16 protein-coding genes and 1 riboswitch are annotated in these 21324 nt (G+C 46.9%); of the genes, 2 read left to right on the top strand and 14 right to left on the bottom strand.

Annotated elements, in window-relative coordinates; translation table 11 throughout:
- Positions 1-10: 10 nt before the first annotated feature.
- From DES37_RS03070 to DES37_RS03130, 14 genes are all read right to left on the bottom strand, one after another.
- Entirely contained in the window at positions 11-4156 is a 4146-nt protein-coding gene (locus DES37_RS03070) for a contractile injection system tape measure protein (protein ID WP_110024798.1), read from the bottom strand.
- Entirely contained in the window at positions 4153-6531 is a 2379-nt protein-coding gene (locus DES37_RS03075) for a hypothetical protein (RefSeq protein ID WP_110024799.1), read from the bottom strand. Before DES37_RS03075 ends, DES37_RS03070 begins: the two co-directional genes overlap by 4 nt.
- An 8-nt stretch (positions 6532-6539) precedes the next feature.
- Positions 6540-7370 (bottom strand): hypothetical protein, encoded by an 831-nt coding sequence (locus tag DES37_RS03080; protein ID WP_110024800.1) that lies wholly within the window; start codon positions 7368-7370, stop codon positions 6540-6542.
- On the bottom strand, positions 7370-11335 hold the full coding sequence (locus tag DES37_RS03085) for a baseplate J/gp47 family protein (protein ID WP_110024801.1): 3966 nt from the start codon (positions 11333-11335) through the stop codon (positions 7370-7372). Before DES37_RS03085 ends, DES37_RS03080 begins: the two co-directional genes overlap by 1 nt.
- Positions 11335-11784 carry a GPW/gp25 family protein gene (locus DES37_RS03090; RefSeq protein ID WP_036114914.1) on the bottom strand — a complete coding sequence of 150 codons (450 nt, stop codon included), beginning with the start codon at positions 11782-11784 and terminating at the stop codon, positions 11335-11337. Before DES37_RS03090 ends, DES37_RS03085 begins: the two co-directional genes overlap by 1 nt.
- Before the next feature lie 25 nt (positions 11785-11809).
- A complete protein-coding gene (locus DES37_RS03095) occupies positions 11810-12109 on the bottom strand; it encodes a PAAR domain-containing protein (RefSeq protein ID WP_036114916.1) in 300 nt (99 codons plus the stop codon).
- Positions 12110-12132: 23 nt separating this feature from the next.
- Positions 12133-13923: a type VI secretion system tip protein VgrG gene (gene vgrG / locus DES37_RS03100; RefSeq protein WP_110024802.1), complete on the bottom strand. Its 1791-nt coding sequence runs from the start codon at positions 13921-13923 to the stop codon at positions 12133-12135.
- Between the two features lie 14 nt (positions 13924-13937).
- Positions 13938-14591 carry a CIS tube protein gene (locus DES37_RS03105; protein WP_110024803.1) on the bottom strand — a complete coding sequence of 218 codons (654 nt, stop codon included), beginning with the start codon at positions 14589-14591 and terminating at the stop codon, positions 13938-13940.
- 25 nt (positions 14592-14616) lie between these two features.
- Entirely contained in the window at positions 14617-14787 is a 171-nt protein-coding gene (locus DES37_RS25565) for a hypothetical protein (protein WP_170123719.1), read from the bottom strand.
- Positions 14788-14789: 2 nt separating this feature from the next.
- Positions 14790-15248, bottom strand: a complete 459-nt coding sequence (locus DES37_RS03110) for a phage tail protein (protein WP_036114925.1) — start codon at positions 15246-15248, stop codon at positions 14790-14792.
- Positions 15249-15335: 87 nt separating this feature from the next.
- Positions 15336-15806 carry a phage tail protein gene (locus DES37_RS03115; RefSeq protein WP_036114928.1) on the bottom strand — a complete coding sequence of 157 codons (471 nt, stop codon included), beginning with the start codon at positions 15804-15806 and terminating at the stop codon, positions 15336-15338.
- A gap of 77 nt (positions 15807-15883) precedes the next feature.
- Entirely contained in the window at positions 15884-17281 is a 1398-nt protein-coding gene (locus DES37_RS03120) for a phage tail sheath family protein (protein WP_245929967.1), read from the bottom strand.
- A 674-nt stretch (positions 17282-17955) separates the two neighbouring features.
- Complete coding sequence (locus DES37_RS03125; protein WP_110024804.1) at positions 17956-18762, bottom strand: hypothetical protein; 807 nt, start codon at positions 18760-18762, stop codon at positions 17956-17958.
- Complete coding sequence (locus DES37_RS03130) at positions 18763-19305, bottom strand: Pvc16 family protein (protein WP_211320535.1); 543 nt, start codon at positions 19303-19305, stop codon at positions 18763-18765. It lies immediately after the preceding gene.
- Positions 19306-19575: 270 nt separating this feature from the next.
- Positions 19576-19672: riboswitch (TPP riboswitch) on the top strand.
- A 33-nt stretch (positions 19673-19705) separates the two neighbouring features.
- Here DES37_RS03130 and thiM point away from each other — a divergent pair.
- On the top strand, positions 19706-20494 hold the full coding sequence (gene thiM / locus DES37_RS03135; RefSeq protein WP_110024806.1) for a hydroxyethylthiazole kinase: 789 nt from the start codon (positions 19706-19708) through the stop codon (positions 20492-20494).
- Positions 20491-21291 carry a bifunctional hydroxymethylpyrimidine kinase/phosphomethylpyrimidine kinase gene (gene thiD, locus DES37_RS03140; protein WP_036114953.1) on the top strand — a complete coding sequence of 267 codons (801 nt, stop codon included), beginning with the start codon at positions 20491-20493 and terminating at the stop codon, positions 21289-21291. Before thiM ends, thiD begins: the two co-directional genes overlap by 4 nt.
- Positions 21292-21324: the final 33 nt, after the last annotated feature.

The raw sequence follows: 21324 nt of genomic DNA on the forward strand, positions 1-21324 counted from the left end.
GTTTTCGTCCTTAACGCCATGAAACAAACAGAGGTTTGTTCATCCAGGGGTATTTAATGGTCTGAAAACGCCAGGGCAGGTGGTCGAGCAGCATGTCGAACGTGCCTGGTATGATATTCAGTTGCCAGTGTTTGGGGGTGAAAGTGAGCAGGCCTTCACGTTGAATAAAGGTGGATTGCAACCCACTTATCGAGGTGTTTCCTAAAGCTTTCCAGTGGGCAATGATGGCGGTGAGCAAGCCGTCGATCACGGTTTCAGCCCCATCCGGTAAAGGGACTTGTTGCGGTACAGGCCAGGAAGGCGCAATACCACACAAAACTTTATTCAGCAGTAACTGGTATTCAGGCGCGCTGTTGGTATGGTTTGCCATCCATTGCAGGCAGAACAGCCCCTGGTATTGGGCCTGCATATCAACAAATTTATTCCCGTCAGTAAGCGCTAAGCGCTGAAATAAAATCGGGATCCAGGTTGATGCAATCACTAACCCCGCATTGTGTATGGTAACCGGCTCCAGGCTCGCCTGTGCGTCTTCCTGCGGCTTTTCCCAGGGAAGGCCCGGGCTTACTTCCTTCACCTCGTTGCCGGGTATTTCCAGAGAATCAACCAGCTGTTTTATCTCAGGTTGCTGGTGATTTAATTGTGCCAGAAAAGGGCGTGTTTCTGGTTGGTGCGGCTCACTCTGGTGCGCAATTTGCGTTAATGCCTTTCGTAAAGATGCAGACGATACCAACGGCAATAAACGCTCAACCAGAACAGCAACGTTGGGGCCCGGTGATGCTTTCCCCTGTGCCGTGTGAGCGAGCCATAATTGGTTTAACTCGCTGAGTAAGTGGTTCATTAATGCGCTGCCGGACAATGCAACACCTTTAAACCACAACTGGCGATAAAGCGTTTGCCAGAACAGCCGTTCTCCCTGTTTGGGGGATTCAAAAAGTTGGCCAAATGCATGGCGTAGCGCCAGTAATGAGAGCGTGGTACTGGTTACCGTGGGTAACAACAGCGCCTGGTGTGTTTCAGGTGACAACGCATCAAGCCAGCGTTGAAGCGCACGCGGGTTGGTAAGCATGCGCTGTAACCAGGGTATTAAAGGCTGCTGCCGTGCAGCAGCAGACGCCAGGCAGGCCAGCAAAGCCTGTTCAGGAACTGCCGCTTTACCATCCAGCCACTGTTGTAGCTTATCCAAAATGTCTTGTTCGGGAGCAATGCTGTATAACCAGCGCCGGCGTTCAACCAGGCCATGATGAATGTCATTGCTGCTGAGCACGCACTGTACCAGGTGGTGATAATGCGCCAGGTCTTGTGATGTCTTGTATTTGTTTATCTGGTGCCATAACCGTTGCAACCATTGCTCTGGTGTTGTGGGGCTGTCGGTACTCAACAGCAGTTGATAAAACCAGTGGGGGGCCAGTTTAAATTCATGAACGATGGACAGCAGCAAAGGCAGCAGAACAATGACACGCTCACTTAACTGGGGTTGCATGAGGCTTACCATGCGCGCCAGCTGTGCTGTATTCCAGGTTTGCAATTGTGTTGCCAGCCCAGTGGCGTTAATGGCGGCATAGTGTTGTAACAGGGTTTTTTGTTGCTCACTTAATACCGTTTGAGTGGCAGCCTGAATCTCACCAAGCAACTGGGGGGCAGTTGCAGAAGGGGGCTTGTGATGAGTGGTAAGCGCAATCAACTGTTGGCGCCACAAGAAACCACTACCACTCAGGTGCAGCCATTGTTGAATTAATACCTCAGCATTAATTTGGTAACGGGTTGCAAGCTGCTCAGTGATGCTGAGTAAAAATTGGTACTGATTAAATTCACTGCCGCGGCGGCTAATTAAATAATGTAGCGTTAACTCCCATAGTGCGTTGCGGGCATTGGTTGAGCCAGCCTGGCCTGACGCCAGATGAACGGCAGTGCCTATTGTTTGGCTCTCATCAATAAGCCTGCGCACTGCCCCGGTGGCACGCGGGTTGAGGAGGGCGGTAATGGTGAATAAGGCTGAATCAGCAAAATGAGTGACCCAGTGTTTCAACAATGGCAGGGAGCGCCCTTGCTGGCGAATAATCTGCGGCAGGTGCTGGCCATAATCATGCCGCCACTGGTCAATACGGCTACCCGACAAGGGTTGCCCGCTTTGTTGCAGCGTAGCGATGATGTCTTCAATTTCAGCCAGCTGTGTAACAGAGAGTGCACCTGGCCACACTGATGTGTACGGCTGAGAAAGCAGGGGAAGGGAATACTCGCCACTGTTATCTGTTGTTTGCGGGTGCGCTGCCACAGCAAGCTCTTCCAGGGCGCTGCGCATTGTGGTACCCGGCAGAAAGAAATCACCGGCAGTGGCGGTGTTTGCCAGCATTGCATCTAACAGGCTGGTATAAGAAGCATTCAGCCGGGCTGCCAACCGCTGTATTACGTACTGGAGATAACTCTTGTGGTTAAACGCGCCACCTTTGTCCACAATAAGAAACGCGAAGGTATAGCGCCATAAACGAACATCTGCAGCACGCTCTGGCGCGGCGGTTGGTTTACTCACCGCCAACAGGCGTTTTTCCACGACCAGAATGCGTATCGCCAGAGTTGCAAGGGGATCCAGCACGTCCACTAACGCCAGTAAGATTTTATCCGGGTACGTTTCAGACCAGTGGCGGCGCACATTATCAAGTTGGCCGCACCAGCGTAGTAAGGCGGCAAATGCCTGCGAATTACCTGGCCAAAATTGCATAAGTTGGTTTTCAGTACCTGAGCAGAGTGCAACCACCAGTTCGTTTATATGGTGCAACTGGTCAGCGGGTATTGGCGGGTTTGCGTGCTCAGTGGCGGTCTCATTAAACCCGGCAATGGGCAAAACCGCTTCGGCGGGTTCCGGCGTTTTTAACATGCTTTGGGAAGTAATCGTCGGCTGAATGGTCAGGAGTAAATCCAGTAATTGCCCTTGCAGTGTGCTGCCTGTGGTGGTGTTGTTTATTGCAGCAATCAACGACGCCAGCAGGGTGTCTGCGGTTTGATTTTGTCTGTTTGCCATATGAATAATCAGCCCGGACATATAGCTTTGGCGATTGAATGCACTGCCACGGTCAACCAGCAGGTAGTGCAGCGTAAAAAGCCACACCTGCTGGTGAATTTGTGATGGGGGTAATGTGGCAATGGGCTCATCTGAGTCTGTTGCCTGCGTTACCGTGGGCAGTGCCTGCCTGCCTGCGGGCTGGTTTGTTTGCTTCCACAAATCAGGCGTTCGCAATATTGCGGCCAGAAATGGGTATTCTTGCGGTGTCAGCACACTAAGCAGCAGCAGGCGCTCGGTTTCATTCAAATCGCGCACCAGGTTGCCGGGCAGTTGGCTGTCTGTGTGGCGTTGCCAGAGGGCGTTAATCAGTTGTGGGGCAAACTGGCGAATAATTTTTGCCCAGTGGGGGCGAAGAGGCGCTAAATTGTGCTGTGCTAATAACCGGATAAATTGAGCGTACCAGGCCTGCGCCAGGCGAGTGTGTAATTCACCTGACTGGCTTTTGGGGTGTGTTAATAAAAGCGTCATTACTTCCCACTGATACGCAGTGGTTAACGACGCAAATAAGGCTGCAATGCAGGCGTCGGAAAATTGCAGTACCACCCGGCGTAATATCTGTTCAGGCTGGGGCGTATTATTGAGTGCATGAATTAATTGTGCGATATGGCCCGTCAATTCATTAGCTAAACCAGGATACTCCTGCGGCTGTTCACCCTGAGCTGTCCACGGCAGAATGCCTGTGGTGAGAAACTGCCAGAGTACACTCCAGCGCTGTTGCTGCTGGCTTAACACCACCATCTTATTGGGCTCACGGTGAGCCTGTTCATTTACGGCGTTGGCACCAGTGACCCATGGCCCGGAGTGAAGCTGTGTGGCTGTTTGCAACAGATCACGCAGCTTTTCTTGCAGCACATATTTGAGTTTTTCTGGCGCCTGTGTGTAAAACGTTGTTGAGTTAAATTCACCGAGGTCGAGTGTTAATGTGTCGATAACCAGGGTTTGGTGCTCAGGGCACATATCGTCGAAGGTAGTTTCCATTACTGGAAGTAATTGTTGAGTGACCCACTGAGCGGCGCGCAACTCAAAAGTCTCCGCATCAGAAAATTCAGTGAAGTCGAATTCGATACTGGCCTGGTTAATCTTGTGTAATTGGTTCATGTTTTCAACGCCTCATTTGTTGCAGCTTGAGGGGGTTGAATCAGCGGGTATAACTGTGTAGCAATGGCATCACATTCTGGCTGGTTGTCTCGGCGTTGCAATGCATTGGATTTAGCTTGCCGCCATTTGGTATACAGGGTTTCAAATTGGCTGAACGCAGAAAAATCAAGCCACTGGCATTGAACCAGCAGGTGTGCCGGGGTATTTTCAATAACTAATTGCCCAACCTGTTCCCGAAACTTCGGGTTAGTAAAGCGAGCGGTGTAACCGGGAAATACAATTGTTATCCGGTTGGCATAATCGCTCCATGACGCGTTATTTTCCTGTGTACGCAGCAAAATAGGTTCGACAACATACAGCCCTTCACTGTTTTGGTTTAACTGAATCAGCCAGCGTTGTAGTTGGTGGCAAAACTGAGTGAGCTGTTGTTTGTTATTATGGCTGGCAATATATAACCACTGCCGCGGTTCTTCACTGTTGGCATTAAAAAACAGTTGGTAATCGTCGTGCTCTTCGCGGTGAAGCAGGCGGTACCTGCGGTTATCAATACCCAATTGCAGCAATACTTCGGGCAGTGTCTGCGCACTGAACAGGGTCATGGATAACTTAATTTTCCGGGCCTGCTCCTCATCCACACCTTCTTCTGTGTGGTTATCCGCTACAGGTTGCAGGTTTGCCAGTATTTCGGGGGTGAGCAATGGCATGACTTTTTTGCCAATATCGCTCTGGAACCAGGGTTCATTGGGTACCAGATTCAGTGCATGCTGAGTAATGGCATGGGTGTAACCCAGAGGTGAAAGCGTGTGGGGAAACAGCCCAAGGAGTAATGACAGGCGTTGGCTGTAACCCCCCTGGTGTTCAGGCTGGAGCAAATTATCACCAAGGCCCCGGCCATTAGTCATCGTGGTTATATTCAGGATAAAAGCTTGTTTATATTTCAGCAGCTGTTTTTCCACCGCTTCGGCAGAAAAATAAGGGTTAAACTGGCGGTGTAAAAAATCCGGAAAGCGCTCACTATAAAGAGCAAGAAAATAATTAAAAATGCGGTTTTTTCTTTCCGGGTAATCATCAAATTTTGCGCGCAGGCGCTCCAGCCTGGCACTGGCATTTGGCGGATAATGCTGGTCAATATTATGAAATTCATCATCTTGTAACAGATGCGTGTGGTAGGTTGCTTCTGAATCTAATGACAACGAAAACAGTGTATTTAATCCCGCTATGTCGTCACAAAAATTGGCCATGAGTTGGTCAAACAGCAGTAAAAAACTGCGTAACTGATGGCGTTGAGCTTGTTGTTGCGCATTGTAATGATTCGGTATCCCCGGTGCCAGGTGGTAGTTTCTGGGGAAGAGGGTTTGGACTGATTCATAACGGCTGAAATCAAAATAGCGGCCCTCCGGCAAAGTGGGCGCGTTGGTGGTGTTGAGCCGTTCTGCTCGCTGCAGGTATTGGATCTGCTCGATTTGAATAGCCAGATCAGCGTAATCGATGTCAACCGGGTGCTGAAACTGGATTATTTCAATGCCAGAATCGGCCGAAGATTCCGGCAGTTTCAAATAAGAAAAGGGTGCAATATTATCAACAGGAACAGGCGCACCCCGGCCCGTATTATCATTGTATTGGGTAAATTGCAGTTGCCCGATTTGTTGAATACCATCTTCAGCGAGAAGCGCTTCTTTAATTACATATACGGGTGTGTTCTGGGCAGTCGATTCCAGCCACAGGCTGATGCGGTGGTAGAGGTTGGCAGTAAGCCAGGTGACATCGGTAACATCGTCACTAATATGAATGGTCGCAGTGAGTGCCAGGGGGCGCTGCCCGGTTAACTCAATATCGGCAAGGTCTTCACCCGGCGCGCGAACACGGTAGAACTCCCGGCGAATATGGCTGATGGCGGCATGCTGCTGGGTATAAACCGAATGGCTGCCGGAATCTGAACGGAACTGACTTAACGCGTAAAAGTGGTTAAGTTGGGCGTTAATCGTGTAAATACCCAGCCCCGGGGCGTTTTCACACCAGCGAAACCACACTTTGTCGAGTTCGGGAAGCCGGGTTAATAACCAAGCTTCATACTCATCAGGCTGCTGCGGGCAGGCCGGAATGATGTCTTGCGCTAACGCTAACCCATGCGCCGGGTAATCAATATTTCCGGATGTGTCGCTCAGGTAGTCCGCGACATCAAATTCGCATCGGTAAATCAGGTCCGTCAGGGTATAGCAGACCTGCTCCAGGATAGTCATACCTGGATCATGCGTATTGTAGTCAGTCCAAATATGACCACTCAGCTGCTGAATATACGTTAGGCCAAGTTGATACAGATGTTCAAAACTATTCGTGTTATCACCATGGCGTTTTTTCGAAATAGTCTTAGACATGCGTCAGATTATTCCTCCACAGCCGTTTGTTGGCAGTGCTGCATAAATGGGTCATTCCATAAGTGCGTAATGTGGTACTGGATAATTTGGTTCTCACCAAAAGAGGTATTGGTGCGGATTTGTAAAAAATAGGGGCGCACAGTGCCTTTATGGTTCTTTTGCCGCCAGCGCAATTGAATCTTATCTGCAGAAGAGTGGAAGTAAGCCTGAGTCATATGAATGGGGTTTTTATCCCGAAATTGCCACCAGTGCTTGTTAGGCGCACAGGTATTAATGGCGACAGCATGCGCCAGGGCATAACGCCCACTGTGGCGGATACCAATGCCCGCCACCACTTCTAACATATGGCACCCTTCCAGCTCAGGGGTGATATCGTGCCATTCGCCATCGGCAGGCACGGGGGTTTCAATAAACGTGGCGCCCATCCTCCCTTGAGAGGCCACTGTGCCATTGACATCGAGCGTTTGTTTCGGCGTAGCTGTATTGACTCCCACATTGCCTTTGGGTGTTAAAGCCAGGTTGATAGCCTGCACAGGCGCAGTATTGTCCGGGTTATCGTCTGTTATATCTGCCTGTGGGTTGGCGAAAATCTGCAGATTAATATCCTGAGGGGCAAACCCAACATGCCATAGCGGTGTGTCAGGGCTATTTTGCTGATAGAAGCTCAGCAGATGTTCCTGGTCTAATGCTCTGAGCTGAAGTCCCGTTTCAGGGGGCTTGATAAACCCTTCATCAATTTGGTTAACACAGGAATCAATCAGATCAGAAAAATGCTCCGCTGACGGCATTGTCCCATGACGAAAATAGTTCTTAAGCGTACTTCGATTACGTTTTGACATTATTTTTTCGTCCCTTTTTGATTCGCAGCCGTTGATGTACTGACAATAAACTGCTCGCCGATTACCAACTCCCCAATGCCAACGGCCACGGGGTCGTGAATAAGGTTATCGGGGGAAATTTGAATGAAGTGATGCTCCACGGGAATCAGTAAATACCAGGGATAAGCCGCGCTGATGGGGTGGCTATTTACTGCACTGTCCAGCAACGTATAGTCAGCGTCGTCATCCACACTGATCTTCAGCGCCGATAATGCGCTAACTTCAACAACATCTTCTTGCCTGCGAATAAAAGCACTCAGCTTTTCAAGCGATAAGCTGAATCCTAAACCAGTATTAAGTGTATTCGGCTCCCAGGGGCATAATTGCGTTTTTATGGCATATTCCAGCTGCCGCAATACGGGGCCATGATTCACACCGTCTTTTAAGGCGACTTTGCATCTAATCTGGATTTTTTCGTAACCAGGATTACGAACTTCTATTTGCACTTGCGGGCGTGAGATGGCGAGCAGGAAACGCCGGATATTCAGAAGATAAGAAGAATCCAGCTGCTTTGGTATACAAGGCGAGTGGTCGCACGTGGTATGTAACGGGGTGACGATGATGAGTACGTGTCCGGGGACCGGTTCCTGGGAAGAAAAAGTTCGGGTGGGAAAACAGTGTACGGAACCTACTTCCGGGAAGTTTTCCAGAACCAGATGTTCGTAATCCCATGGCGTTAAGGCTTTCCCTTTGTGGCGCAAACTTTCACTTACGCGTACCTGAAATGCGTAGTCACTTTCTGTTTCGGGAATTTTTGTCAGCGCATTCAATTGGGCAATGGTTGCCAAATTGGCCTTGCGTGGTGTGCTGCGCCATGCAGAAAAAGGTAAGACAGTGGCACCGTCGGCAGACAGCGGTGCGCCTTTGCCTGTCACGGTCACCACATGCGTTGCAACATGCAGGCAGTCAGGGTAATGGTCAACCCCTTTATTAGTACTCACACGTAACCAAAACAGGCCTGATGGCATTACGGTGTGCTCGGTGTTAATTTCGCCCGGGATATCTAAGGTAACAATACCTGTAGTAAGAAAATTGAGAGTAGTATCGTGAATAATCTGGTTGGGGTTAAATGCATGCCATTCATTATCAACCAGGTAATACCAAATATAGGCAGTTGACGGATAAGGCATCAGTAATTTTGAGCTCCCGTCAAATACAAAGAACAGATTTAAATAGCCAGACAGTTCTGTAGCAGTGATGCCAATAAAGCAATGACTGTCTTCCTGATAATTGGGAAAGAATCGTGGCCACATGAGCTGGTGAGTTTGTGCTCGCGGGTAAATGACCCTTTCGCCAAAAGGATGCAAGTGGACAACTTTACTTTGCATTGAGTTATCGTCGCTGGCACTGATTAAGTCAATTGTTGACTCTGCCGAATAGTCGACAGATATATGGGTGACTAATGGCGCGTAAGGTGGGTTGGGTATTAATTTTTTACGCTTCTTTGTGACATTGTAAGTCAGCGTGTCACTCAACAAAGGAGCATAATCTTTATGGCCAAATGCGGGTTCTGGGCCAGTCAGCCTTAATTTAAATAGCCCGTTACGTAAGCCAGACTGATTACTATAGGGCGTTTTTGGCCAGCTATGGGTAACGGGTGTGTAACAGTTATCCATGTTAGTAAACCGAAACACTCTGCCGTGTTGAAGCACACCACTCACGGGCGTAAATAATGGCAGTTGAGTGGGGCCGAACTCAGTCCATTGCCCATTTTTGAGCACTTCCGGGGTTACCTGGAAACTTGCATTGGTGTAGTGGTAAGGGTACTGAGCATAGTACTGCTGAAAGCCATCTGAACCGCGCGGCAGGTCTCCCCAGTTAAGGTGCAGAGATAATTGGTTGACAGTTTTTCTGGCAATCTCCTCATTAGCAATGACCGCATAAGCATCAATATACGGGAGTGACCCAAACAAGAAAAAGGGCTGAGCGGAGTCAACTTGCCCCTCGGGGTTAAACAGTTGCATCTGCGTGACGCCTTTCACTTGAGTTGTCATCGCGAGTTTTGATAACTCAAAATCACGGAATATCGCGTAGGGGAAACAATTACTTTGCCGTTTTAGTGTTATTTTGAGCGATGCACTGTGTGGCCGGTGGGCATCCACAGGAATGATGGGCGTGAAGCCAGAATCAATATTGCATTTTATCTTTAGCCCGATTTTGCATTCATGTGATTCACAAGGGTGAATCTCAACGTCAGTGAGCATTTTCCAACCATTTTCGGTGGTAACTTCAATCTGAAAAACACCCTGAAAGAGTTGATAAAAAGCGGCAATGGTGGAGTAACTGAGCAGCTCTTTTATCGTAGTATAAGCAGTGGGATCTTCGGTAAACTGCGGCTCTATAGTAGTGAGGATCCCGTTGATATCAGCTTCAGTTAACCAGCGAACATTGTAAAGGCAGCGCCGGCTGGTTATCTGACCAATAACACGAAACAGGAAATCAATTTTAGCTAAGCCATATTGCTCGCCTTTATCAGGAGTTGAGCAAATAAATTGCACTAATTGTAAGTAAAATAATTTATATGCCAGCCAAATTCGTTGCGGTGGTTTTAATTTTTGCAATTCATTGAGTTGTTCTGCTGAAACCTGTTTTGCCAGGTCACTGGCGTTTACCCGGGTTGCCCAGTCCTCGAATAAATGGGCATGTACGGTGAGTAACAGACTAAACGCTCTCGTTAATGCTCCAGTGACGTTATCACTAACTGCCAGTAATTCTTGCGCAACAATGTTTGAACGCACCTCTTTGAGATGAACTACGATATTAATAGTTCGGTTCCCTTGTTGCATTGATAATATTGGGTCAGTGATAATAAGCCCCATCAGTTGGGTACTGTTCTCTTGTTTGTGCTTATTGTTAAAAATATTAAAAAGTTGCTCTCCGGGGAAGTTTTCACCTGTTGCATTAGCCGTTATCTGCAGCTTTTGCCCACTGACTCCGCATACTAAACCAGTTTCTTTCTCTGGCGAAACCAGTGGGTCACGCTGTAATGTGAGGTTGAAAATATGCGATACTTCTGCATTGGTAATCTCAATCGGGTAGCTACTGCGATAAATGATTGGGCTAAAGTCCGGTGCATCACCAGGGCTGAATTCGGCACCGCGATCAAACTTAATCGTATTTTTAGTTTGGTTGTTTAATGACAGCTTTAGATATATAGAGTTATCTTCTGCAGGTTTTTTTTCTTGTTGCAGAACACGTTGGTAATAGAACTGAAGATGCCTTTCAGTGAAAGTATTGAGTTTTTGCTGAGCCAGTTTAAATAGTTTCAGGAAAGAAAAGTAGAGTGCCTGTTGTGGGTCATTCTCTTGATGCATTAATGCGGTTTGTAATACCTTCTGGCTGTGCTTTTTTATTTGTTTAATGACATAGACTATTTTTGCAAAACAATGCCGCATGTGGTCAATAAAACTATCGTGTTGTAATGCGCGCGATGCGGTGGCTAACTTTTGTTGGTCAAGCTTCCATAGCTCATCCAGCTCCTGCACATTGTGCCTGAATTGCTCTGGCAACCGGCTAATCATCAGGCTGAGTGGCAATGAAAGGTGATATTGATATTCATGCAGTAAATAGTACCTGAACTGGTAAGCTGTCTCTGGGGTTGAAGGCAGGTGCTGATACCATGCCTGTAGCCGTTTTAGCAGGAGAAACAAAAATTCAGCGGTAACGACTTCACTCTGGCCCATAGCTTCTTTAAACTGCGCCTGAATCTGCCGGGTACTGCTGGTTGATATCGCTGCACACACTACAATTTCATTTTTTTGAAATAAGCTTCCCCAGTCACCCTCAATCTGATCCTGCAAGTTCCGAAAGGGTAACTGCTGAGCAAATTGTTGCGCCCAGGAAATTAACTGTTCAAAACTGAGCTCGTGTGGTTTAACGATAGATGAATTAATCGCATCATCCAGCCGTTGCTGTCGGGATGTCATTATGCTTTATCCCATTCATCAGGTAGCGGCAGTAATTGAGATGATATCAACGTGCCTTCGTTTAAATAGAATGGATAAACCATGTTGCTGCGCGTATTGGTGGTGATAACACTGAAATCTATTTGAATGAGTAATTTACCCGAAATCTGTTCTGGTAAAATATAGATGTCTTCTACATTGATACGTGATTCGAAAAATAAAATTGCCAGACGAATTTCAGACTCCATCTGGGTCAGGACCGTCTGCGTGAGCTCTTCAAATACAAACTGGTTAATTCGGCAGCCAAAATCGGGCACCATCGGCCGCTCTCCGGGAGTTGTGGAGAGTAAAATTGTTAAGCTCTGTTCAATATCCTCAATATCAGAGCTCATGACCACGTCATGATTCGGACCATCGAATCTGGGTGGAAATGCCCAGCCAGTCCCTAAAAACGCATTGTCGTTTGCCATAAATTACATGCATCCTTTTGGGGGGTTAACCGCCAATAATGACAGTGGGGCACCCTAACGTGATGGTTCCCCCATGGTCTGTTGTGTCTCCCATGCGTGCAGCAGGTTTACCGCCAATCATTACGGTGGCTGAACCTTTAATAATGGTAGATGGTGGCCCCACGCAGGTGCAGTTATCACCCAGCACTGCCGCCGGAAGGTTGGCAATTAATACGGTTGGCACTCCGGGGCCTATAATGGGGCCTCCAACATGAGGCACTGGAGGAAGCCCGGGGGTTGCCATGGGGCAGATTTGTAAGTCGGTAATTCTCGCTGCAAAAGGCATAAGTGAACTCCGATAAGAGATAGTTAATTAATTTTAACCAGCGCACCTTTAATGGTTGTTATCCCTGAGCAGGACAGTTCAGCCGTTGCATTCCCTTTTAAAGTTAATCCGGTATTGGCCTGCGCTGAAACATTCAGGCCTGATATTTTTGCGTCGCCAGTGGCCTTGATAGTCGTGTCACTGGTGGATTCAATGCTGACAGAATTCTTGGCTGAAATAGTGATATCCTTACTACTGGTGATACTGATACCACCTTCACCTAAGCTTATCGAGTTACTGTTCTGGTCCGTAAGCGTGATTGACTTAGCTTTATCGCTTAATACGATGGAATTGCCATTTGGTGTTTGTAGCGTCATAACTATATTTTCATCATCAAATATAACTTTCAGCTTGCTTTTGGTTACGATGCTCTTGATATAGTTTTCAGCTGTAAGCTCCTCGGGCATCTTATTTTTACTACTGTATAGCGAGCCAATAATAATCGGGTTGCCCGGGTCCTGATTGATACAGCCAACAATAACCTCGTCGCCCACTTCAGGTATGAAAAAATTACCGAAGCCAGAAGAAGCATAGTAAGTGGCTAAGCGAGCCCAAATTAAATTAGCTTCACTATTTAATATGGGTATTTTTATTTGAATACGGTAATTTGAATCCGGGTCTTTATCTAATTTGGTTACCACCCCAATTTGCAGGCCATCAACCGGAGGTAAATACCCCGAGGCTGGAGGCGCACCAATATCACGGTGCTCTGCAGACCACATGGGTGACAACCCCAGTTCTGCCGTGGTAATCCACTGGCCCTTTTCAATATTGTGGTGAATGCCGCCAATATAATGTGCTCCATTATAACGTTCTCCAACCCCGGCAAGTTCGATTAAGCTGTCAATTTTGGCACTGGCGTTTCCCTGAAAAGTGACATTACCCCGTACTTTGCTCAGCATTGCTTTCACTTGCTGGCCCTTAGCCCAGTTCGCGAGCGAGTCTGAACTGATGGTTGATGCGGTTTGCAACGTATAATCGCTAATGCCCAATACGTTAGCTAAATCCTGGCTGGTAAAATTGCCCTGGCCTGCGATAGCCTGAACCGGCCCTTTGCCTGTAACCATATCTTGTTTGGTTGAATCCCATGCGGTTGCGGTAACGGAACTCAATTGGTTTCGTGCGTCTACTTTTGCCGAAAATGACATTAAATCAGTTCCATACGTGACCACGAGCGCAGCGGAACCACTTACCGAAGGTTTATCGACAGTAACTTTATTGGATTGGCTGGTGACAACAAAGCCGTTTGCCTCAGCGCGAGTGAGAATAAAATCCCAGTCAGTGCTGTTGAACTGAACCAGTTCAGCATGTGTATCTGTAATACTTCCCACAGAACTTGTCAGACCGGAGTAATTGGCAATCAGGCTGCTGATGATATTGCTGTCCGATTTAGCGAGAAAACATTGGCTATGTTTGGCAATCGTCATCGCAATGGCCTTGTCTTTACACACAATATTAAGGCATGTGCTGTTATCAGCGCCTATTTCTATACCATGGCCGATAATAATCCCGTCGAAAATATTATTTTCAACAGAAGCGTATCCTGCTGAAATAGAAATTGTTGCGCCGGGTTTAAAGGTGTCTGCATCGCTAATTTCAAACTTCTGTGAAGCGATATCACCATCGCTAATAGTTATCTCGGCGGAGGCAATATGATTGATTTGGTAATGGATATGAATTGATATAATCCCGATGGAGCTGTCAATTGCATTACCATTAACCTTAATGGTATAGGTTGTTACGCCAGTGCTATTGGATGAAGGAGACGTTGCCATAATAAGCCTGATAGCTACACAAGTGGTGGAAAGTACAGTTTGGTGCCCGGCTCTATCTGCCTGCTACTGATTAAGTGATTGGCGCGCGCAACCTCAAGGTAATAACTGCTGTCATTATAAATTTTATAACACAGCATGGGGAGTGTATCCCCGGCTTTAAATTCAATAATATGTGTCAAGTCAGGCGATGATTGCTTCTTTAATGCCTGTTTTTCTTTTTGAGTTAAAAATTTAGTAAAGCTCAGCGCTACAGTGGCACGTAACGGATTACCAGAGGAGTCGAAAAGTGAGTAATCTACATTTATAGATGTTAAGCGGCCTCGAAAGTTTACCGATGATCCCCATGTTATTACTACCGGGTAGGGCTCATGCTGTTCGCCATTATATGCGTAAATTACTTTCTTGAGTGTCGCAAGTTGCTTCTGTACGGTGGCGGTCGTTGTCTTTCCCGTAACCCCGGTTCCATCCAGTAACAGTTGGAAATCCAGTTTTTCGCTTTGATATCCTTTAAAAGCCGTTTTGGGCGAGATATCACCCTGTTGCTGTAGCCCTGTATTTGTATAAGAAATACCATAAACATGTTTAACACTATTAGGGTTTAGCGTGGCTGAGAATGTCTGCGCGATACTTCCTTTTGATGTGATTGATTTTATTATAATTCTTTCCATTCGCTATGCCCTCAACGTAATTCACTCACCTTTCTCTTAATTCGTCAGAAGAACCAATAAGCTGATAAACGATACTTTTCTCCACCGGGCCCTGGTCTGGAGCCTGATCCGGATAATCAGTATCTGCATGCTCATCTTCACTATTGTCGCTTAGTGTTTTTGATTTGATGACCAGCTGTCTTATTTCTAATGGCACAGTTATAAGTTCCTTTTCAGATGGTTAAAACAGATTTCAATTTCCTCTATTGCAATGTCATTTTTTGTTGAATTAAATGGTTCCATCTTCAATTTTACCGGGTACGCATTTGATGCCGTCCAGCTTTTACAGGTGACGCCATTTTCATTCAGTAAATTGATCGACACGCTTTTCGTTGGGATCGGTTTGGAAAATTGATCATCTAAAATACCCAGACACCAGGTTAGTAACTTAGATGTCTTATCAGTTACCGCTCTTTTTAATGTCAGGTTACTGTTTTTAATCGATTTTGGTAAGTGGTAGACTAAGTTATTCCCACCTTCAAAATACTCTTCAGTATCTATCCTGAATTCTAAACCGGAAACCTCCTGAAAAGCAGTATCACCAGCACATCCACTGATAGAAACACTAAAGTAGAAAGCAGGAAGAGGCCATTCGCCATTACCCTGAGTCTCACCCATGGCTTGTTCCATAATGTCACTATTCACTGGTTAGGGAAAATAAGCCGGCCTCTGAATGACGAGTAAGCCCCTGCTTAGTTATAAAAATTACACGGAGATTTCTAATCCCTCATGGGCGAGCTCAATGGTTTCCACCGCAACTTCATTGCCATCGGATTTTAAGTCAGTACCAGTAACTTTTGTTGGCCAGGCATTTTTTAATTTCCAACTCATTACCGGCTTGCCGCCTTCATCTAACAAATTTATTGTGACGGCAGTTCGCGCGATGGTATTCATTTTGATCTTCGCATACCACTCGTAGAACTTATTATCACTTTTAAAAATGCCTTTCTTAAGTGTGACGTTTCCGCTTTTTATCAAACCGGGCATTTTTATGGTTGAGAATACCGGGCTATTACCCGCGCGATATTCGATGGGTTGTGCTTCCGAATCAAGCCCTGAAACTTCCTGAAATGCGGAAACCATTCCTGCGCCGGCACCACCGTCCCATTTCACTTCAAAATGAAATTTGGGCATGGGCCATACGGTTTGGGATTGTGCTGAACCATCGTCTGCCATGGGGCTCTCCTAAATAACTAACCACGTCATATTCGCCGATATTGAATGCTAACCAAATACAGACATCAGGTGCGCATCTACGATTCTTGCATTTTTTGCTGGAAGGTTATTTCGATAAATTCCGCAGGCCGGACAATCGCAACCAGCACGGTAATCCGCAGAATACCCTCCAAAATGTCGTTGGAAGTCATTGTCTTACCCAGGCCGACACTCACATTATAAGCATCACCCGGAATTGCCCCGGCCAGACCACCACGTTTCCAGATACCATACAGGAAGTTACCCAGCATACTTTCCATTGACACCCAGGTGTTGGCGACGTTGGGTTCAAATACATAGGCTTTTGAAGCGAGCTTAATTGACTCTTCCAGCATGATCATCGTGCGCCGGACGTTGATATAACGCCAGTCCAGGCTATTGCCATCCAGCGTTCTTGCACCCCAGACTAATGTACCTTCGCCAATGAATGGCCTGATGGCATTAATCGATTTCCCCTGGGTTGTCACATTTAAATCTTCTTGTTCATCGTCACTGATATTTACGGTTGGCGAGACGACGGCATTCACGCTGACATTCGCCGGGGCTTTCCATACTCCACGCGAATTATCGACCATGGTATAGATACCCGCCATGGCAGCGGAAGGCGGCAGAATATTTTGCTGGAATTTAATGTCCGCCATAATGGTTTGGTATAGCGGGCTCATGTTTGAAAGAGTTTTATGCAGCAGAACGGCATCTGCGCTGGATATTGCACCGCTCAGCTTAGTTATTTCATCCAGCATGCCTTGTTTGCGTGTTGCTCTTAATTTGTTGCTTCCCGTACTGAGGTCTTCCGGAGAAAGGCCATCCAAATCACTGAACATGGCAGCAACTTCGGCATTCAGTAGTTCGACCAGTTTATCTATATTGCTGACATTACGAAAACTCACATCGCTGTCTTGCACAATTGACGTATTGAGCCAGGGGTAATAGGCAGAAGCATAATCGAGGTAGTTAATGCCAAGTTTGGAACGGAAATTTTCAACACAGTCGCCATCAGGGTGCTGGCGGTCTTTGTAACCGTTCCAGATATCTAAAATAGCAACACGGTTTTTCATTTTTCCGCCACAATGCCCCAGCATGGCTTGCTCGACGTTAATACAGTCGTCTTCTTTCAACTGGATTGCTTCAGGGATAAGCAGCATGGTGGGTTCAGCCTCTTTAATAAGAGGTAAAATACCGCCTTTTAATACATCTGCATCAATATCATCGGCGTAACTACCCACTGAAACGATATAACAAGGGCCACCACCATTTTGAAAGAAAAGTAACATGTTGTAGTAAAGGTGATGGCGGGTATTCGACTGAGTTATTTGGTATGCTTTTCCTGCCTGTTTAAATGCTTCCTGGGTATCGGCGTCAGGTTTTTCGGGAACCTCGGCTATTTCGAATGTATGCTGGGGTTCTCCGCCAAAATATTGGCGATATTCCGACATCGAAGTAATACGCCATCCTTGGTTACTTAGGGATTTACCACCGTTGTCAGCCTTTTCTGTATATCCAATAAATGCTGGTACCGCAGTTGCAACTTCCACAACGGAGTTTGGAAATGCATTCTTCTCAACAATATATACGCCAGGTGTTTTCATTACGGCCATAGTTTGGACCTTCATGTAATTGATTGGCAACCATGCCCAACGATTAACACACAGGAATACACACTGTGAAATACACTGTTAAGAGAGGCATTCAGGCAAGTTAAGACTATTTTACTATTGACAATCTTGGTATAGCGTCTGCTCAGTTTTCTGTCAACTCCGATTGACAATTAAATCTAAGCACGATGTTGGTATTTTTCAATATTCCTTGAGATTCATCTTTTGTTATCTGGCAGGCAATATTGCCCGGGTTTTACTGGGGGATGTTAGCTGGCGGCGAGATTTACATGCTCCAGCCAGAACTTTACCTGTGGGGGACTATTGCAGTTAATTCTCTGTAGCCATAACACCAAATCAGTAATTTTATTATCAATAAAAACAATCATTTATAATAATTTTTGTGTTAAATGGTTGTTGCCCCTGCGTTGAGCCCATTTGGTGTCAATGGTGTGAACTGCCTCAATGCCAGCTTTCTCTGGTGTGTGTTATATGATTTTTGGTTATAAAAAATGTTAGTTACAGACTACATAGATATGAGAAGTTAAACGCATGCTACCGTCAACAAGTAATGTTGAGATATTATTTGCATCTGGAATAGGGAGTGACTTAATAATCGTTTTCTTGTCGCTTAACAATGAAAATGATTCTGCACCTGATTTCATTAATGGCATGCTTTTGTCTGAAATAAAAACCCGTGCCGTTTGATTCAGGATCCGTTCATTGTCTTGTTCAGTAAATGCACTTTCTATGCCAGATGTTCCAGATATGTTGATGCTGGATTTGGTATTTAATGAGCAGAAATAGTATTTCCAGTAAGTGGAAACGGTGTTGAATTGCAAGGTGATAGATTTTTTATCTAAGTTGAATAATTGTTTGGGGATGTGAATACTAAGTATCCCCATCAGGTTTTTATTATAAATGGTTGTTCCATCATGCTGTGTGATTTCATGGAATTGGCTGCTGTTAATCCAATTCTCAACGCTGATCTTCATAGTGTTGCTCTGAGTAAATTCAGCATTTATATTAGCAATATCAAATGCATTCGGCATCTCGGTAATGCTCCTGACAACGGAGTCGGTACTTACGAGATAAAATGTCAGATTAAATTCTTCCGTTAAAGCAGCTAAATCGTTAAATAGTTCTGTTTCCACCACAAGTTGTATGGTTCCTGGTTTCGACTTCGCCAGAATACTGTATTGCCTGAATAAATTTTCTGTATTTTCATCTGCAATGATATCAAAAGGTGCCAGCTCATCTTTAAATGAATTGTAATACTCATGCTGTACCTTAATGGACAAAATAGATTGATAGTTCGCCATTTAGCTATCCCTTTTGGTGATATCTGTATCGGAAATATGAATGTTGCCCACCTGGGAAAGAATGGCTTCACTGTCTGGCACCAGTGCTCTCACCCGGTAAACGCACGATGGCAGGTAGTGCGAGCCGAATACTCCCCACATATGGTTTAATTGCTCACCCGGTATGGATTCCAGTTCCATGTTAATTTGTTCAATACTTTCAGGTAAATCGGGGGAGTTCTGGTGAGTGAAATTGCTGTTGCGGTTGAAGAATGCCAGTAAGTGCGACAGTACTTTTAACCCATCTGAATAATGGTTCGTGCTAAAGTTCGCGGCGATAGTCACGGTCAACGTGATAAAAAGTGGTCTCGAAGAGAGAGTTGTTCTGTTGCTATTGTTGTCTGGCCGGTAACTTTTAGAAAATGCGTCTTTTTCGATATTGCCAATGAAAATGAGGATCTTGTTTTGTATTTCGTGTGATTTTGAACCATCCAGGTCTGTGGGTGGTGAGACAATTACTAAATCATTTGATAAATCAAAAACATTTTTTATTGACTGGTTCATCCTTTCTTTTAAGTATCCTAAGCAGAGGTCTAGCATGATATGTTCCTAATTAACAATAGAAAGTGACCATACGCATGGGGATAATAGAGCTATAACTGATTTACAGATTATTTTACTACATCAAATGACTTTGTACCTGTTTCTGGCAGCAGGCGACAATCCGCCTCGTGGCATGTGAGCTGCTACTGCTCATGAAGAAGCAACACCAGCTACATACGCTTGTGTTGGCAAGCCTCTTCCTCTAATCTGGCACCAGCATAGATATTTATGCTAAATGACTCGGGGTGCCCCATCACTGATGGGCTGAGAAATACCCGTAATACCTGATCTGGATAATGCCAGCGTAGGGAAGTCAGATACCTGTCCGGTATCGCTTCTTCACGCCGGACAGGAGCCTGTAATGCAACCTGACCTGCTTAGCGGCAATCAAGCCGCCAACGTTTTACAACACTTCCATACTCACCGCCCACTGGTCCATTGCCTGACCAATGACGTGGTACAAACTTTTACTGCCAATACCTTGCTTGCTTTGCGTGCGTCCCCCGCGATGGTGCCGGACGAGCAGGAAGCCGCACAATTCGCGGCGCTGGCTGATGCCTTACTGATTAATGTTGGCACACTCACCACACCGCGTGCGGCAGGCATGATGGCAGCGATTCATGCAGCCAATAACGCGGGTAAACCCTGGGCGCTGGACCCGGTTGCGGTGGGCGCGTTGCAGTTGCGTACCACCTTTGCCCATCAGGCATGCGAATTACACCCGGCGGCTATACGGGGCAATGCTTCAGAAATTATGGCGCTGGCAGGTACTGGTAGAGGCGGGCGCGGGGTGGATTCGTTGCAGCCTGCAGAGCAGGCAATAGATGCAGCCATGCGCCTTGCTCGTATCACCGGGGCGGTGGTTGCTGTGACTGGCGAGGTGGATTATGTCACCGATGGTGAACGCACTCTGGCTGTTCCCGGGGGCGATGTACTGATGACATATGTTGTGGGCACCGGGTGTGCGCTTTCTGCCGTGGTTGCTGCCAGTTGCGCATTACCGGGGGACAGGCTGGTCAATGTGGCGGGCGCGTGCCGGATTATGTCTTGCGCCGGGGAGCGTGCAGTTGCAGCAAGCCACGGCCCGGGCAGTTTTGTCCCGGCCATGCTGGATGCTTTGTGGAACCTCAGTGAAGAGGCTCTGGCATGAAAAGAATTAATGCTCTGACAATAGCTGGAACAGATCCCAGTGGTGGCGCGGGTATTCAGGCCGATTTGAAGACGTTCTCAGCGCTGGGTGCTTACGGGTGTTCGGTGATAACCGCACTGGTGGCGCAAAATACACGTGGTGTGCAGTCGGTCTACCGCATTGAGCCGGATTTTGTCGCGGCGCAACTGGATTCAGTGCTCAGTGATGTGCGTATTGACTCCACTAAAATCGGCATGCTGGCAGAGGCCGACATCGTGGAGGCGGTTGCAGAGCAACTGCGCCGCTATCAGAGCCACAACGTGGTTCTTGATACGGTGATGCTGGCCAAAAGCGGCGACCCGCTTCTTTCTGCCTCTGCCGTCGAGACGCTGCGTAAAAAATTGCTGCCGCAGGTGGCGCTTATCACCCCAAACCTGCCAGAAGCCGCTGCACTGTTAAATGCGCCATCTGCGCAAACTGAAGGTGAAATGAAAGCACAGGGGCAGGCGCTACTGGCAATGGGGTGCGGCGCAGTGCTAATGAAAGGGGGGCATCTGGATGATGCGGAAAGCCCGGACTGGCTCTTTACCCGTGACGGCGAATGGCGTTTTAGTACACCGCGCGTGCTGACCAAAAACACCCATGGCACAGGCTGCACGCTCTCTGCAGCCCTTGCAGCGTTACGCCCACGGCATAGCACCTGGGCAGATACGGTGCAGCAGGCTAAAAGCTGGCTCTCTGCCGCGCTGGCGCAAGCCGACACGCTGGAAGTGGGGCACGGGATTGGTCCGGTTCACCATTTTCACGAGTGGTGGTAAGCCGTAAATACCTGCCATATTTCAGGTTGCAGG

This window comes from Mangrovibacter plantisponsor (genome assembly GCF_003182475.1).
Taxonomy (GTDB): domain Bacteria; phylum Pseudomonadota; class Gammaproteobacteria; order Enterobacterales; family Enterobacteriaceae; genus Mangrovibacter; species Mangrovibacter plantisponsor.